The sequence below is a fragment of the Kribbella sp. NPDC003505 genome, from assembly GCF_040610875.1.
In the GTDB taxonomy this organism is placed as follows: Bacteria; Actinomycetota; Actinomycetes; order Propionibacteriales; family Kribbellaceae; genus Kribbella.
In genome coordinates this window covers 123,445-140,216 of the sequence record NZ_JBEXNA010000002.1, presented here as the reverse complement: position 1 = coordinate 140,216, position 16,772 = coordinate 123,445, and the positions used below count along the sequence as shown (strand labels likewise).

General features: G+C 69.1%; 12 protein-coding genes. 2 read left to right on the top strand and 10 right to left on the bottom strand.

The features are described from left to right. Window positions 1-9 precede the first annotated feature (9 nt). On the top strand, window positions 10-771 hold the full coding sequence (locus tag ABZX12_RS05100; protein WP_355689961.1) for an SDR family NAD(P)-dependent oxidoreductase: 762 nt from the start codon (window positions 10-12) through the stop codon (window positions 769-771). Between the two features lies 1 nt (window position 772). On the opposite strand, the gene ABZX12_RS05095 is transcribed toward ABZX12_RS05100, so the two are convergent. The 9 genes from ABZX12_RS05095 to ABZX12_RS05055 form a co-directional block, all read right to left on the bottom strand. After that, on the bottom strand, window positions 773-1,144 hold the full coding sequence (locus tag ABZX12_RS05095; protein ID WP_355689959.1) for a VOC family protein: 372 nt from the start codon (window positions 1,142-1,144) through the stop codon (window positions 773-775). 123 nt (window positions 1,145-1,267) lie between these two features. After that, window positions 1,268-3,118 (bottom strand): DUF3352 domain-containing protein, encoded by a 1,851-nt coding sequence (locus tag ABZX12_RS05090; protein ID WP_355689957.1) that lies wholly within the window; start codon window positions 3,116-3,118, stop codon window positions 1,268-1,270. A gap of 48 nt (window positions 3,119-3,166) precedes the next feature. After that, entirely contained in the window at window positions 3,167-3,784 is a 618-nt protein-coding gene (locus ABZX12_RS05085) for a hypothetical protein (RefSeq protein ID WP_355689956.1), read from the bottom strand. A gap of 33 nt (window positions 3,785-3,817) precedes the next feature. Then, window positions 3,818-7,366, bottom strand: a complete 3,549-nt coding sequence (gene dnaE / locus ABZX12_RS05080; RefSeq protein WP_355689954.1) for a DNA polymerase III subunit alpha — start codon at window positions 7,364-7,366, stop codon at window positions 3,818-3,820. 336 nt (window positions 7,367-7,702) lie between these two features. Next, the gene (locus ABZX12_RS05075) at window positions 7,703-10,006 is read right to left on the bottom strand and encodes a LuxR C-terminal-related transcriptional regulator (protein WP_355689952.1); all 2,304 of its coding nucleotides are present in this window, start codon (window positions 10,004-10,006) and stop codon (window positions 7,703-7,705) included. Between the two features lie 22 nt (window positions 10,007-10,028). Then, complete coding sequence (locus ABZX12_RS05070; protein WP_355691303.1) at window positions 10,029-10,931, bottom strand: RluA family pseudouridine synthase; 903 nt, start codon at window positions 10,929-10,931, stop codon at window positions 10,029-10,031. A 14-nt stretch (window positions 10,932-10,945) separates the two neighbouring features. Next, the gene (lspA, locus tag ABZX12_RS05065) at window positions 10,946-11,542 is read right to left on the bottom strand and encodes a signal peptidase II (protein ID WP_355689950.1); all 597 of its coding nucleotides are present in this window, start codon (window positions 11,540-11,542) and stop codon (window positions 10,946-10,948) included. 23 nt (window positions 11,543-11,565) lie between these two features. Continuing rightward, complete coding sequence (locus tag ABZX12_RS05060; RefSeq protein WP_355689948.1) at window positions 11,566-12,258, bottom strand: TraR/DksA C4-type zinc finger protein; 693 nt, start codon at window positions 12,256-12,258, stop codon at window positions 11,566-11,568. Between the two features lie 185 nt (window positions 12,259-12,443). Beyond that, window positions 12,444-12,719: a DUF167 domain-containing protein gene (locus ABZX12_RS05055; protein WP_355689946.1), complete on the bottom strand. Its 276-nt coding sequence runs from the start codon at window positions 12,717-12,719 to the stop codon at window positions 12,444-12,446. 277 nt (window positions 12,720-12,996) lie between these two features. On the opposite strand from ABZX12_RS05055, the gene ileS reads away from it, so the two are divergent. Then, entirely contained in the window at window positions 12,997-16,152 is a 3,156-nt protein-coding gene (gene ileS / locus ABZX12_RS05050) for an isoleucine--tRNA ligase (protein WP_355689944.1), read from the top strand. A gap of 133 nt (window positions 16,153-16,285) precedes the next feature. Here ileS and ABZX12_RS05045 read toward each other — a convergent pair whose 3' ends face one another. Then, window positions 16,286-16,762, bottom strand: a complete 477-nt coding sequence (locus tag ABZX12_RS05045; RefSeq protein WP_355689943.1) for a MarR family winged helix-turn-helix transcriptional regulator — start codon at window positions 16,760-16,762, stop codon at window positions 16,286-16,288. Between the last annotated feature and the right edge of the window lie 10 nt (window positions 16,763-16,772).

The window sequence follows — 16,772 nt, the reverse complement described above, 5'->3', positions numbered from 1 at the left end:
ACTCCAGTCGTGACACGCATCCTGATCACCGGGTCGGCCGACGGCCTCGGGCAGCTGCTGGCGCGGGAACTTGTCGCGCAGGGGCACGAGGTCGTGCTCCACGCGCGCAACGAACGGCGCGCCGACGACGCGCGCCGAGCGCTGCCGGACGCGACGGCGGTGCTCGTGGGCGATCTCGCGAGCATCGAGCAGACGCGGGACCTGGCGGCCCAGGCCAATACGTCCGGGCGGTTCGACGTGGTCGTGCACAACGCGGCCGTCGGGTACCAGGAGCCGCGGATCGAGACGGTCGACGGGCTCGAGCACGTGTTCGCGATCAACGCGCTGGCGCCGTATCTGCTGACCGCGCTGATCGAACGCCCGGAGCGCCTGATCTACCTCAGCTCCGGCATGCACGAAGGCGGTGAAGTCGTCCTCGACGACCTGCAGTGGGTACGGCGGCGGTGGCGTGGAGCGCAGGCGTACTCGGACTCCAAGCTGCACGACGTCCTGCTGGCGTTCGCGGTCGCCCGGCTCTGGCCGGACGTGCTGTCGAACGCGGTCGACCCCGGCTGGGTCCCGACGAAGATGGGCGGTCGCGGTGCGCCTGGTGATCTCGGGCAGGCGCACCTGACGCAGGCCTGGCTGGCTACCGCGCCGGAGACCGGAAGCGGCGGGTACTACTACCACCGGCGACCACACCGGACTCATCCAGCCGCTTCGGACCGCGAGACGCAGGACGCGTTTCTGGACGCCTGCGCCGCGCTGACCGGCGTACGACTGCCCCGCTGACTCAGGCTTGTGAGACGTACAGGCGGTTGCCGTCCGGGTCGTGCAGACTGAACATCGGGGGTACGCCGGGCCACTCGAGCAACTCGTCGGTGTCGACGCCGGTGGTGAGGTAGTGCTGGTGTGCGGCCTTCGCATCCGGGCTGGCCATCCGGATCCTGGTGTCGACGCCTGCCGGGTTGCTCTCACTCGCGGGGACCAGCGCGATGCCGGCCGACGAGCCACCCGGTGCGACGACGATCCACCGGCCGCCGAACTGCGGCAACGGCGCGTCCATCAGCAGCTCGAAGCCGAGCGCGCCGGTGTAGAACGCCAGCGCGCGGTCCTGGTCGGTCACCGGTACGCCGACGGTCCGGATCTCGCTGATGTGGGTCATGGTGCTTCTCCCTCGTGACGAGGTGCTTTCACCCAGGAGGTAGAACCCGATCCGCCGTTTTCGACATCAGCCACGAAGAAAGCCCCGGACAATTCTGTCCGGGGCTTTCGTTCGCTGTGCCGACTACTTCGCGACGACCCGCAGGGTGACCTCGGCCTCGCCGTCGCCGGTGGAGCGGGTGACGACGCCGGCCGAGCGGAGGGCGGCCAGGTTCTTGTCGTCGGCGAACCGGTCGCTGACCGATCCGGCCGCCTCGAAGTCGACGTACCCGATCATCACCGCGCCCTTGATGTCGGGCAGCGCCTGCTTGAAGTTCTCCGTCTGGCCGAGGCCGCCGTCCTTCAGCACCTGCTCGGCGTAGTCCTTGCTCGTCGAGACGACGAGCGTGTCGCCGTCCTTCGCGCTCTCGATCGGGATGTTCGCCGAGGACCGCTCGCGGAGCAGCGTGGTCAGCTTCTGCACCACCGGCTCGGCCTTCGCCGGGTCGGTCTCCATCCGGGCCGCGATCTTCGGGCCGTCGGCGGTGTCCTTGTCGATCGAGACCGACAGGTTCTTGCCGGCCAGGCTCTTCAGGTCGTCCGGCAGCTTCAGCCCGGTCTCCTGGGCGATCTCGTCGATCATCGGCTGGAGGTTCTCGCCGCCCGCCTTCTGCACCTGCGCCCACGCGGTGTCGATCAGGTTCTCGCCGCCGGAGATCGCGATCGCGCCGGCCGTGGTCTCCGGCAGCTTGGTGACCAGGTCGGCGGCGTCGGCGGAGCTCACCTTGACGCTCTTGTCGCCGTGCGCGATGCCCTTCAGCTCGACGTACGACGCGTCGAACCGCAGCGCCACCGCGGCGGTCGCGTCACCGAGCCCGGCGATCTGGCTGGACTCGACCTTGCCGCTGATCGAGGCCAGGCCCTTGGCGTCCGCCCAGCCCGAGATGAAGCCCTGCTCGCCGAGCTTGTCCATGTCCGCGCTGAACTTGGCGTTCTTGCTCAGCGGGTTGTCCTTGGCCGTGGCGACGGCCGCGTCGACGGTCGCCTGGTCGTCGCCGAGGATCATGTAGCCGTCGGTGAACGCACGGCCGGGCTTGTCGTCCTCGTTCGCGAGCAGCTTGTCCATGCCCTTGTTGGCGGCGTCCTCGTCCTTGATCTGGACGGCGACGACCGGGATCGGCTCGTCCTTGCCCTCGGCCGGCGGGAGCGCGGCGAAGCCGGCGCGGTCTCCCAGCCAGGGCTTGACGTCCTTGTCGAAGTCGACATCGGCCAGGTCGTCGCCGGCGGACTTCTTGATCTGCTCGAACAGCTTCTGCCGCAGGTCGTCCTGCTCACCGGTGAGGCCGAGGTTGTCCTTCACGGACGGGAACTTCATCAGGAACCGGACCGCCGCGACCTTCTGGCCGGCCGACGGGTTGAGGTCCACCCGGGCGTAACCGACCGCGGTGCCGGGCAGCACGTCGGCCGGCTGCTTGCCGCCGCCGCCGAGCTTGCCGTAGGCAAAGATTCCGCCGCCGGCGACCACCAGCACCATCGCCACCGCGGCAATGATCGGGATCAGCTTGCCGCGCTTCTTCTTCGGCTCCGGCTGCCACTGCTGCGGACCGCCGTACCCGGGGCCCTGCGGCGGCTGACCGCCGATGTGCATCTGCTCGTACGACGCCTGACCCGGCTGACCCTGCTGCGGAGCGTACTGCTGCTGCCCGCCCTGGCCGTAGTACTGCGCGCCACCCTGCGGAGGCTGCTGCGGACCCGGGCCCTGCGGACCGCCGTACTGGGGACCACCCTGCTGAGGACCACCCTGCTGCGGGCCGCCGTACTGCTGGCCCTGCTGCGGGTGTTGCTGTGGGTAACCGTGCTGGCCGGGCTGCTGGCCTTGCGGCCTCCCCGGCTGCTGACCCTGCTGGGGCCAGAGGTTCTGCCCTTGCGGCGGGCCGTACTGCGGCTGCTGACCACCGGCACCTGGGTACTGGGGTGGTTGGTTCTGGTCGGACATATGCTCCCTCGCTGGCTCCGGTGGCCTCACCACCGGACCTGCAAAAGGCTAGTGGACCGGCGGTGCAGATTCTGACGCAGCAGGTTGCGAAGTGGTTGCAACAGGCTCAGCGCGCCACGTGGCGGCGGCGATGATCGCGCAGGCCAGTGCGGCGCCGATCAGCCAGGAGACCGCCGGCGTCCAGGTGTGCAGCTCCAGCGGAGCCGCGACCAGATCACCGGGGTGAGCGGCCCGCAGCCGCGGCTCGATCGGGTCGTGCCCGAGCAGCATGCCGACGCCCCAGCACACTCCTGCGCCCAGGCAAGCACCGAGAGTGACGATCGCGACCGACCACGGACCGTAGTTGCGCAGCCACCAGAACAACGCCCCGCCGAGCACCACCGCGGCCACGAAACCGATCGCGGTGAACGTCCCGTCCGGCCCGAAGATCCGCGTCATCTGCTCCTCGCCGAGCGCCCCGCCCTGCTCGTCCACGGTGTACTTGGCCAGCGGCGAGAACTGCTGCCAGGCCCACCCGGCCACCACACCCGCGACCAGGAACACCACCACCGTCACCAGGATCGCCTTCGCCCACGGCAGCCGCGGCTCCTCGACGGCCGGCCTCCCGAACGGGTTCATCGACGGGGGTGCCAAGTACGGCGACTGGGAGGACTCCGGTTGACTCACGACGCCAGTGTGACGCATGGGTTCCACAATCGTTCAGCTGGCCAGGCAGGAGGGACCCAGGAGCGCCTTCAGGTCGGCCATCAGCGACGAGGTGGGGGTCACCCGGAAGCGGTCGCCGATGCGCATGACGGTGGTCTTCTGGCGTGCCTGCAGGCGCAGGTGAACCTCTGTCATGCCGGGGTGCGAGGTCAGGATGTCGCGCAGTTGATCGACGACCGGCGGGGTGCAGCGGTTGACCGGCATGGTCAGGACGACGGGGCCGCTCGGGCCTTCGGTCAGATCCGGGACGACGACCTCGTCGCCGCTCAGCTCGAGCCGGTCCTCGCGGCGGCGCACCCGGCCCTTCATCAAGATGATCGCGTCGTTGGTGAGCAGATGCGCGTGCAGCTGGTACGCCGAGGAGAACATCATCACCTCGATCGAACCTTCGAGGTCCTCGATGGTGACGATCGCGTAGATGTCGCCGCGCTTGTTCACCTTCCGCTGGACCGCGGTGACCAGGCCGCCGATCGTCACCCGGCTGCCGTCCGGCCGGTCCTCGTCGGCGAGCAACTGCCCGATCGTGCAATCGCTGCCGTTGGTGAGCACGTGCTCGACACCGAACAGCGGATGGTCGGAGACGTACAGCCCGAGCATGTCGCGCTCGTGCGCCAGCTTGGTCGCCTTGTCCCACTCCTCGATCTCGGGGACCGTGACGGTCAGGCGGCTGTTGCCCTCGCCCTCGTCGGCGTCGTCGTCACCCATCGAGAACAGGTCGAACTGGCCGTGCGCCTCGTTCCGCTTGAGGTCGATGGCCTCGTCGACGGCCTGCTCGTGCACCGCGACGACCGCGCGCCGGGCGTGGCTCATCGAGTCGAACGAGCCGGCCTTGGCCAGCGACTCGATCACGCGCTTGTTGCAGACCGGCAGCGGCACCTTGTCGATGAAGTCGACGAAGTCGGTGAACCGGCCCTTCTCCTCGCGGGCCGCGACGATCTCGGCGACCACGTTCACGCCGACGTTGCGGATCGCCGACAGGCCGAAGCGGATGTCGGTGCCGACCGGGGTGAAGTTCGAGTCGGACTCGTTGACATCCGGCGGCAGCACCTTGATGCCCATCCGGCGGCACTCGTTCAGGTAGATGGCCATCTTGTCCTTGTCGTCCTTCACCGACGTCAGGACCGCGGCCATGTACTCCGCCGGGTAGTTGGCCTTCAGGTACGCCGTCCAGTACGAGACCAGACCGTAGGCCGCCGAGTGCGCCTTGTTGAACGCGTAGTCCGAGAACGGGACCAGCACGTCCCACAGCGCCTTGATCGACGCCTCGGAGAAGCCGTTCGCCTTCATGCCCTCGGAGAAGCCGACGTACTCCGCGTCGAGGACCTCGCGCTTCTTCTTGCCCATCGCCCGGCGGAGCAGGTCCGCCTTGCCGAGCGTGTAGCCCGCGAGCTGCTGGGCGATCGCCATCACCTGCTCCTGATACACGATCAGGCCGTATGTCGTGCCCAGGATCGGCTCCAGCGCGACGGCGAGCTCGTCGTGCGGGTAGCTGATCTCCTGCTGCTTGTTCTTGCGGAGGGCGTAGTTGGTGTGGCTGTTCGCGCCCATCGGGCCGGGGCGGTAGAGCGCGCCGACCGCGGAGATGTCCTCGAAGTTGTCCGGCCGCATCAGCCGCAGCAGCGCCCGCATCGGGCCGCCGTCGAACTGGAACACGCCGAGCGTGTCACCGCGGGCGAGCAGGTCGTACGTCGGTTTGTCGTCGAGGGACTTGGCCAGCTCGTCGAGGTCGAGCGTGATGCCGCGGCTGGCCTCGACGTTCTTGACCGCGTCGTCCATGATCGTCAGGTTCCGCAGGCCCAGGAAGTCCATCTTGACCAGGCCGAGCGTCTCGCAGCTCGGGTAGTCGAACTGGGTGATGACCTGGCCGTCCTGCTCGCGGCGCATGATCGGGATCAGCTCGATCAGCGGCTCGCTGGACATGATCACGCCGGCCGCGTGCACACCCCACTGGCGCTTCAGGTTCTCCAGGCCGCGGGCGGTGTCGACGATCTTGCGGACGTCTTGATCGGACTCGTACAGCGAGCGGAACTCGGCGGCCTCGGAGTACCGCTTGTGGGTCGAGTCGAAGATGCCCGACAGCGGGATGTCCTTGCCCATCACCGACGGCGGCATCGCCTTGGTGATCCGGTCGCCCATCGCGAACGGGTAGTCCAGCACCCGGCCGGCGTCCTTGATCGCCTGCTTGGCCTTGATCGTGCCGTAGGTGACGATCATCGCGACCCGGTCGTCGCCGTACTTCTCGGTGACGTAGCGGATCACCTCGGGGCGGCGACGGTCGTCGAAGTCGACGTCGAAGTCGGGCATCGACATCCGCTCCGGGTTCAGGAACCGCTCGAAGATCAGGCCGTGCTGGAGCGGGTCCAGGTCGGTGATCTTCATCGCGTACGCGCACATCGAGCCCGCACCCGAACCACGGCCGGGGCCGACCCGGATGCCGTTCTTCTTGGCCCAGTTGATGAAGTCCGCGACCACCAGGAAGTAGCCGGCATACCCCTTCGAGACGATGACCTCGATCTCGTACTCCGCCTGCTTGCGGACGTGGTCCGGGATGCCGCCCGGGTAGCGGTGGTGCAGACCGGTCTCGACCTCGGCGACGAACCAGGACTCCTCGTTGTGGCCGTCGGGGCAGGGGAAGCGCGGCATGAACCGGCCCTCGCCCTCGGTGAAACTGACGTCGCACTGCTCGGCGATCAGCAGCGTGTTGTCACACGCCTCCGGCAGCTCCTTCCACACCTCGCGCATCTCGGCCGCGGTCTTGACGTAGAACTCGTTGGCGTCGAACTTGAACCGGTTCGGGTCGGACAGCGTCGAGCCGGACTGGACGCACAGCAGCGCGGCGTGCGCCTGGGAGTCCTCGGGCTTGGTGTAGTGCAGGTCGTTGGTCGCGACCAGCGGCAGGTCGAGCTCACGGGCCAGCTTGAGCAGATCCTTCTGGATGTCCCGCTCGATGCCGAGGCCGTGGTCCATCAGCTCGCAGTAGTAGTTCTCCTTGCCGAAGATGTCGCGGAACTCCGCGGCGGCCTCGACGGCCTCCTTGTACTGCCCGAGGCGGAGGCGGGTCTGCACCTCGCCGGACGGGCACCCGGTGGTCGCGATCAGGCCCTGGCCGTAGGTGTTCAGCAGCTCGCGGTCCATCCGGGGCTTGAAGTAATAGCCCTCGAGGCTGGCCAGCGAGCTCATCTTGAACAGGTTGTGCATGCCGGAGGTGTTCTTCGCCAGCAGCGTCATGTGGGTGTAGGCACCCGAGCCGGAGACGTCGTCGCGGCCGGAGTTCGCGTCGCCCCACTTGACCCGCTTGCGCTCCGAGCGGTGGGTGTGCGGCGTCAGGTACGCCTCGACGCCGATGATCGGCTTGACGTCGTACTTCTTCGCGGTCCGCCAGAACTCGTAGGCGCCGAACACGTACCCGTGGTCGGTGGTCGCGATCGCCGGCATGCCCATCTCCTGGGCGGTCTTGAACAACTCGTCGATCCGCGCGGCGCCGTCCAGCATCGAGTACTCCGTGTGCACGTGGAGATGCACGAAACTGTCGCTGGACGCCATATCGACGCAGACCTCCCAGGGCGCGATTCAGGTGGACCGGTACAGCCTATGCGGGCCCGTGGACAGTTCTGAACCGGCTCACCGGCGTGCTCGCGCCGCGCCCGCTATCCGGTCGTGGATCAGACCACGAGCACACCAGTTCGCGGCGCGGACAACGGCGGACCTGGCACCGCCCGGGGTCTCGGGGCGCCAGGTCCACCTGCGGCCGGCCCGGGTGGAGGGATCCAGGCGGCCTGCCGCGGGGAGGGGACCCACGGCCACGTTGTGGCACACAACGCTTGATCCAAGCGTCGCGCGACCGGCGACCCCGCGCATCGGTACGGATACGGATGTTGACTACGTAGGTGGGTGGTCCGCGACCCAGTGCGCGACCTGGCTGCGGGAGGTGAAGCCGAGCTTGCCGAGGATGTGTTCGACGTGGGTCTCGGCGGTGCGCCGGGAGACGGTCAGCCGGTCGGCGATCTCGCGGTTGCTCAGCCCCTCGCCGATCAGCACGGCGACCTCGTGCTCACGCCGCGTCAGCCGCCGGCCGTTCCGTCGGGTTCCACGCCGGTCCGGTCCGTCGTCCTCGCCCAGCGCGAGTGCGACGGTCTCGTCGAAGGTGTACGCCGCTCCGCGCGCGAAGGCCGCGCCGAACGCGGGCGCACCGATCGCCGCGCGGATCCGCTCCGCGGTCAGGTCGTCGAGCCGGCTGTACGGCGTCGTCTCCCGGACCACGACGCCACTGCGCCAGACCGCCCGTGCCGCTCCCATCAGTCGTGCGGCGCGCTCGTCCGGCGCCGCCGCCCCCGCGCACCAGGACAGCGCTTGGACGCAGAACCCGATCCCGGTCCGGTCGTTCAGCGGCCGCAACGACCTGATCGCCTCACGGAAGCGCAGGGTCGCCGACTCGAACTGGTCGTGGTCGCGCGACTGCACGACGCCGAGCACCCAGAGCGCGTACGCACGCGACTGGACGGCGCCCCGCGATTCGGCGAGCTCGTACGCCCGGCGGCTGAACTCGTCGACCCTGGGGTCGTCCAGGAAGAAAGTTGCCAGCGACAACAGGTAGAGGCAGTTGAACTCACCGTGCCGGTCCCCGCCCGCGCGGAACCCGGCGAGCGCCCGCTCCAGCTCGCCGACGGCGGCGGCCTCCCGCCCCTCGTAGATCATCGCGTGCGCCGACACCTCGGCAACCCCGGCCCGCAGCCGGTCGTCGTCGTACCGCTCGGCGAGTTCCGCGCACTCGGCGAGCCAGCGCGCGAACAGTTCCGCCTCGCCGAGGAACATCGCGAGCTGGCAGCCGGCCAGGAGTCCGAGAGCGCGGCTCGGCGTCGGCGCCGGCGCGGCGTCGAGTGCCCGGGTGAGATAGCGCAGCCCCTCGCGCAGCAGGCCCGCGAACCAGAACGTCCAGATCGGCGCCGCGAGCTCGAGTGCGACCGGTTCCTCCCCCGGCTCGGCCAGGCAGAAGTCGATGGCCGTCCGGAGGTTGTGGTGCTCGCGCCGCGTCCGCAGGAACAGCTCGGCCTGCCGCGGACCGAACGAGTCGGTCGCCCACTGGGCGGTCAGCGCCCGATAGTAGTCGCGGTGCCGGAACCGGTACGTGCGGGTCCGGTCACCCAGCCGGGTCGCGCCGAACTGCGAGATGGTCATCAGCATGTCGTAGCCCGCGACCACCGGCGAGGACGCCGCCGTCCGGGTGATGATCGACTTGTTCACCAGACCGGCGACCAGACCGAGCACCTCGTCGCGTTCGATGCCGTCGCCCCAGCAGACCTCCTCCGCACCGGTCAGGTCGAACCCGCCGGCGAAGACCGACAGCCGCTCCCAGAGCAGCCGCTCGCCGGGAGAACACAGGTCGTAGCTCCAGCCGATCGCGGCCTCCAGCGCCTGCGGGTACAACGGATCCGTGGCCCCGCCGCCCAGCAGCAGCCGGACCCGGTCCGCCAGTCGCTCGACGATCTGCGGCAACGTCAGCGTACGCATCCAGACCGCGGCGAGCTCGATCGCGAGCGGTACGCCGTCCAGCCGCCGGCAGACCTCGATCACCTGGTCCCGGTTCGAGTCGTCGACGACGAAGCCGGGCATCACCGCCCGAACCCGGTCGGCGAACAGCACCAGCGCCTCGTACCGATCGGGGTCCGCGGACTCGGCAGACGGCGTCGGCAACGGCGCCACCGTCAGGATCTGCTCGCCCTCGGCCCCGAGGACGTGCCGGCTGGTCGCCAGGACCTGGAGACCGGGTGCGATCGCCAGCAACTTGCTCACGAGCACGGCGCACTGCTCGACCACGTGCTCACAGTTGTCGAGCACCAGCAGCACGTGCTTGTCCTCGAGGAACTCCGCGACATCCGTCTCCGGGCTCGCCGACACCTGGATCAGGTCGAGCGCCTCGGCCAGCGTATGGCCGAGCAGGGCCGGGTCCCGCAGCGCGTCCAGCTCGACGAACCAGACCCCGTCGTCTAAGGTACGCCGTACCTCGGCGGCCATCCGCACCGCCAGGCGCGTCTTGCCGACCCCGGCCACCCCGGTCAGTGTCAGCAGCCGGCTGCTCGACAACAGCCGCCTCGTGTCGGCGAGCTCACGCCGTCGCCCGACGAAGCTCGTCACCTCGGCCGGCAGCCGCCAACGCCCCGTCCCCCCGGGGCGAGATCCGTCCATGACCTCAGCGTAGGCCCGGATCTCAGTCGACGAGGAGGTCCAGGGCGTGGTCGAGGTCTTCGGGGTACTCCGAGGTGAACTCGACGTACTCGCCGGTGCCGGGGTGGGTGAAGCCGAGGCGCATCGCGTGCAGCCATTGGCGGGTGAGGCCGAGGCGTTCGGCGAGGATCGGGTCGGCGCCGTACGTGAGGTCGCCGCAGCACGGGTGGCCGATCGCGGACATGTGGACGCGGATCTGGTGGGTGCGGCCGGTCTCGAGGGTGATCTCCAGCAGCGTCGCGTACCGGAACGCCTCGAGGGTCTCGTAGTGCGTGACGCTCGGCTTGCCGCCGGCCACCACACCGAACTTGTAGTCGTGGTGCGGGTGCCGGTCGATCGGCGCGTCGACGGTCCCGGTGAACGGGTCGGGATGGCCCTGCACGAGCGCGTGGTAGATCTTCTTGACCGTGCGCTCCTTGAAGGCGCGCTTGAGGACCGTGTACGCGTACTCGGTCTTCGCGACCACCATCAGTCCGGACGTCCCGACGTCCAGCCGGTGCACGATGCCCTTGCGCTCGGCGGCGCCGCTGGTCGAGATGCTGAACCCGGCGCCGGCCAGGTGCCCGATCACGGTCGGGCCGGTCCACCCGGGCGACGGGTGCGCGGCGACCCCGACCGGCTTGTCCACGACGACGATCTCGTCGTCGTCGTACACGATCCGCAGGTTGTCCACGGTCTCCGGGACGACGGTCACCTCGGACGGCGGCGGCGGCAGCTCGACGTCGAGCAGGACGCCGGCCGCGACCCGGGACGACTTCGGCGCCGGTACGCCGTCGACCTGGACCAGCCCGGACTCGATCAGCTCGGCCGCCTTCGTCCGGGACACGCCGAACAGGCGGGACAGGGCCGCGTCCAGTCGCTCCCCCGCGAGACCGTCCGGCACCATCACGGTCCGGGAGCTCACTTCCGCTGCTCCCGGGTACCGTCGAGCCGGATCCCGCGCAGCGTCTGGATCACCAGCAGGACGGCCGCCGACGTGACCGCCATGTCCGCGACGTTGAAGATCGCCCAGTGCGGGGTCTGCAGGAAGTCGACCACGTGCCCGTGGAACGGCGACGGCTCGCGGAAGATCCGGTCCAGGATGTTCCCGACCGCGCCGCCGAACAGCAGCCCGAACGCGACCGCCCAGCCCGCCGAACCGAGCCGGCGGGACAGGTAGACGACGCCGAGCGCGACCGTGATCTGGATGACGCTGATGTACGGCGTGTAGCCGGAACCGAGGCTGAACGCGGCACCCGAGTTCCGGATCAGGTTGAACTTGAGCAGCGAACCGATTACGTTCACCGGCTCCCCCGGCGTCAGGTGCGCCAGCGCCAGCGCCTTGGTCAGCTGATCCAGGAAGAGGATCAGCAGCCCGACGCCGGCGAACACCACGGTCCACTTCCACGACCGGTTACCGGGGGTCGTCCCACCGCCGCCGTCCGCGACAGCGTCGTCGGACGACGGAGAACCGGCCGACGCGGTGTCGGCCGGTTCCGGTGTGTCTTCGTCCCCCACCTGGTGAGACGAGGCAGGGTCGTTCAGCGGCGTTCCTGGCGTTCTTTGCATGAGACGCACAGTGTCGCACGCGGGAACGCCTGCAGCCGACCCTTGCCGATCGCGTTGCCGCAGTTCTCGCAGACGCCGTACGTGCCGTCGTCGATCCGGGTCAGCGCGAACTCGATCTGGTTCAGCATGTCCCTGGCGTTGTTGGCCAGGGTCAGCTCGTGGTACCGCTCGAGGGTGGTGGAGCCGACGTCCGCCTGGTCGTTGCCGGCGCCGTCGCTGCCGTCCCGGAACAGGCCCGCGATCTCCTGCTCGGCGTCCCGGATCTCCTGCTTGAGGTGCTCGACCTCACCCTCCAGCTCCGCCCGCAGCTCGGCCAGCTCGGCAGCGGTCCACGGGTCCTCACCCGGCTTGACCTTGAAGGTCTCGGCCGTGTGGGCTGCGGACTTCCCCGGCGCCGTCGCCGGAGTCCTGTTCTCGTTCGTCTTCATGGCCACCCTCTTCGTTGTCGCTTTCCTGGCAGGGGTCTTCTTGGCCGGAGCCTTCTTGGCCGCGGAACCGGTGGCGGTCGCCGCCTGCTTCGCGGAAGTCTTGGCGGCCGGCGAGGTCTTCTTCGCCGGTGCCTTGCGGGCCGTCGTCGTCTTCTTCGGCTCGCCGGATGCCGGGGCGCTCTTCTTGGCCGCGGCAGAACGTTGGGGGGCGGACTTCTTCCGTGCCGATGTAGCCATGGCGGCTACCCCCTGCCTTAGTCGGAGACTGAAGCGGACTGGTCGCAAGACAGTAGGCCACGCGCACATCACGTGCCAGTCTGACGCGCAGACCGTGGACATACGGTAGTCGGTTCTTCAAGCCCGCTCGATGTTCTGCGCGTCACAACCGCATTGCGGACGTCACTGTCCGTAACAATCCCAGGTCAACCGAGCAGCAGCTCGAGCCGCGCCCGGATGTCGTTCTCCTCCCCCTCCACCTCGACCAGCTTGTCCCTGCTGGTCGCCCCACGCACCAGGGTCACCGCGGAACGCCGTACGCCGAACTCCGCCGCGACCGCCCCCAGGACAGCCTTCGTCGCCTGTCCTTCCACCGCACGGGCTGCCACCGCGACCACCAGCGCCGGCCCGGACGGACCGTCGTACCGGCCACCGACCGCGGTCCTGGAGGCCCCCGGCCGGACCCGCAACAGAATTCTCATCCTCGAATTCCTACCGCACCACCGATTAACGATTCGTAGCCACCTGGTACGACGCCGTACACTGAGGACCGCGAAGCGCAAGGCAGTGATGAGGCCATCACCTCGGAGCCGCCGGAAGAACAGTCCGTAGGGACCTATTAGAACCGGCAGCGTCTCGTTAAGGAAGTGGGCAACCCGCACAAGGTTGCCAAGGAGGGTGGTACCGCGCGGTAGCCGGCTCGGTCCGGGTGCTTCGTCCCTCGTCCAGCACAGCAGGACGCGACGAAGGACGCAGACAATGGCGGCAAACACCCCCTGGCGGCAGGTTCCCGCCCAGGTCGACTTCCCCGCGCTCGAGCGCGAGGTGCTCACGCTCTGGGAGGAGCAGGACACCTTCGCCAAGAGCCTCGAGCAGTCCGCCGGCGGCACGCCGTGGACGTTCTACGAAGGTCCGCCGACCGCGAACGGCATGCCCGGCACCCACCACATCGAGGCCCGCGTCTTCAAGGACGTGTTCCCGCGCTACCGGACCATGAAGGGCTTCTGGGTCGAGCGCAAGGCCGGCTGGGACTGCCACGGCCTCCCGGTCGAGGTCGCGGTCGAGAAGGAGCTCGGCTTCAACGGCAAGCCCGACATCGAGGCGTACGGCATCGCCGAGTTCAACGCGAAGTGCCGCGAGTCCGTGCTGCGGCACGTCGACGCTTTCAACGAGCTCACCGTCCGGATGGGCTACTGGGTGGACCTCGAGCACCCGTACAAGACGATGGACCCGGAGTACGTCCAGTCGGTCTGGTGGTCCCTGAAGCAGGTCCACGAGAAGGGCCTGCTGGTCGAGGACTACCGGATCACGCCGTACTGTCCGCGCTGCGGCACCGGCCTGTCCGACCACGAGCTCGCGCAGGGGTACGAGACCGTGGTCGACCCGTCGGTGTACGTCCGGTTCCCGCTCACCTCGGGTCCGCTGGCCGGCCAGGCGTCGTTGCTGGTCTGGACGACCACGCCCTGGACGCTGGTGTCGAACACCGCGGTCGCCGTGCACCCGGACGTCGAGTACGTCGTCGCCACCGACGGCACCGAGTCGCTGGTCGTCGCGAAGCCGCTGCTGGACCGGCTCGGTGAGGGCTGGACGGTGACCGGCGAGTACGCCGGCCACGACATGGAGCGCTGGACTTACCAGCGGCCTTTCGAGCTGGTGCCGTTCGAGGAGGAGGCGCACTACGTCGTCCTCGCGGAGTACGTGACCACCGAGGACGGCACGGGTCTGGTGCACCAGTCCCCCGCGTTCGGTGCGGACGACCTGCTGGTGTCCCGCGCGTACAACCTGCCGGTGGTGAAGCCGGTGGACACCACCGGTCACTTCGACGCCGACGTGCCGCTGGTCGGCGGGCAGTTCTTCAAGAAGGCCGACGAGGACCTGGTGAAGGACCTCAAGGACCGTGGCCTGCTCTTCAAGCACGTGCCGTACGAGCACCCGTACCCGCACTGCTGGCGCTGCCACACCCCGGTCATGTACTACGCACTCCCGTCCTGGTACATCCGCACCACGCAGGTGAAGGACGCGCTGCTCCGCGAGAACGAGAAGACCAACTGGTTCCCGGAGTCGGTCAAGTGGGGCCGGTACGGCGACTGGCTGCGCAACAACATCGACTGGGCCGTCTCCCGGTCCCGCTACTGGGGTACACCGCTGCCGATCTGGCGCTGCGACGAGGACCACCAGGTGTGCGTCGGGTCGCTGGCCGAGCTCGGCGAGCTGGCCGGCCGCGACCTGAGCGCGAGCGACCCGCACAGGCCGTACGTCGACGACATCACCTTCGACTGCCCGACCTGCGGCGCCGAGTCGCGGCGCGTGCCCGAGGTCATCGACGCCTGGTACGACTCGGGCTCGATGCCGTTCGCGCAGTGGGGCTACCCGTGGGTCGAGGGCTCGAAGGAGAAGTTCGCGGAGACCTACCCGGCGGACTTCATCTCCGAGGCGATCGACCAGACGCGCGGCTGGTTCTACACGCTGATGGCGATCGGCACGCTGGTGTTCGACGAGTCGTCGTACCGCAACGTCGTCTGCCTCGGGCACATCCTCGCCGAGGACGGCCGGAAGATGTCCAAGCACCTGGGCAACATCCTCGAGCCGATCCCGCTGATGGACGACCACAGTGCCGACGCGGTGCGCTGGTTCATGGCCGCCTCCGGGTCGCCGTGGAAGGCGCGCGGTATCGGGCCGAACGTGCTGAACGAGATCGTCCGGAAGGTGCTGCTCACCTACTGGAACACCGTCGCGTTCCACGCGCTGTACGCCAGGCTGGCCGACTGGTCGCCTGCTGACGCGCCGGCTGTCGAGGAGCGTTCGGTGCTGGACCGCTGGCTGGTCAGCGAGACGCACCGGCTGGTCCGCGACACCGACGAGGCGTACGCCGGGTTCGACACGCAGCGGCTCGGCCTGCTGATCAACTCGTTCGTCGACGTGCTCTCGAACTGGTACGTCCGCCGTTCGCGCCGCCGGTTCTGGTCCGGTGACGCGGGCGCGCTGGCCACCCTGCACGAGACGCTCGACGTGCTGACCCGGGTGATGGCGCCGCTGACGCCGTTCGTCACCGAGCGGGTCTGGCAGGACGTGCTCCGCCCGGTCACGCCCGGCTTGCCCGAGTCGGTGCACCTGGCGAGCTTCCCGACGTACGACGAGACGCTCGTCGACGACACCCTGGCGCGGCACGTGGCGATGGCCCGCCGGGTCGTCGAGCTCGGCCGGTCGGCCCGCGCCGAGGCGAAGGTGAAGACACGGCAGCCGCTCGCCCGGGCGCTGGTCGGGTCGGCCGCGATCGCGGACCTGTCGCCGGAGCTGCTGCAGGAAATCGCCGACGAGCTCAACGTGGGCACCGTCGCGCCGCTGTCCTCGGCGGGCGCGGACCTGGTCGAGTTCTCCGCCAAGGGCAACTTCCGGGAGCTCGGCAAGCGGTTCGCCAAGCAGACCCCGGTGGTCGCCGCCGCGATCGCCGCGGCCGACGCCGGCGCGCTGGCCGCCGCCCTGAAGGAGTCCGGGACGGCGACGGTCGTGGTCGACGGCGAGCAGGTCCAGGTCTCCGAGGCGGAGGTGCTGCTGTCCGAGCGGCCGAAGGAAGGCTGGTCGGTGGTCAACGAGCAGGGTGAGACCGTTGCCCTCGACCTCGAGCTGACGCCGGAGCTGAAGCAGGCCGGCCTCGCCCGCGAGGTCGTCCGCACCCTGCAGGAGGCCCGGAAGAACGCCGGCCTCGAGGTGTCCGACCGGATCACGGTCTGGGTGACCTCGACCGACGCCGAGCTCAGCGATGCCCTCGGCAAGCACGCCGAGGAGATCGCCCGCGAGGTCCTCGCCGTCGAGCTGAACCAGTCCGCGCCGTCGGAAGCCACGGACAGCTCAGGAGATGTTGCCACCGGCACCGAAGAGGACCTGCAGCTGACCTACTGGCTCACCAAGGCCTGACCCGTCACCGGCATTTGGCTGGTAGACCAGCCAAATGTGGGGTTCTCCACCGTTGATACGGGTGGAGAACCCCACATCTCGGTGGTCAGCCAGGCAAGTGTGGTGGTCAGCCAGGCAAATGGGGTGGTCGTGGTCAGTGGGGTGGGCGGACGGTGCGGGCGCGGAGGGATGGGGTCACGCCCAGGTGGTTGATGACCTCGAGCAGCAGTCGCCGCGTCTGCTCGACCCGCTTGTCGCCCAGGGCCGTTCGTAGCTCGGCGTCCAGGGTGGCCCGGTGCTTGCGGGCGGCGGCGATGATGGCCTCGCCGCGGTCGGTGAGCACGACCTGGCGTGCGCGCGCGTCCGACGGGTCCGGCTGACGGTTGACGTAGCGACGGATCCACAGGTCGGCGACCGTCTTCGAGGCGGCCTGCTGGGTGACGCCCAGCTTCTCCGCGAGTGTGCTGATCGTCACCGGCCCGGCGACCAGATGCTGGAACACCACGCCGTCGGAGAACCGCGAGTCCTCGAAACCCTCCGCCGCGAGCCGGCGCTGCAGCTCGTCGGCCAGCGCCCAGCCGGCGAACAGCGAGGCCAGCGACAGGTCGGCGTCGGCAGGATCGAATTCCACAACCCGAGAA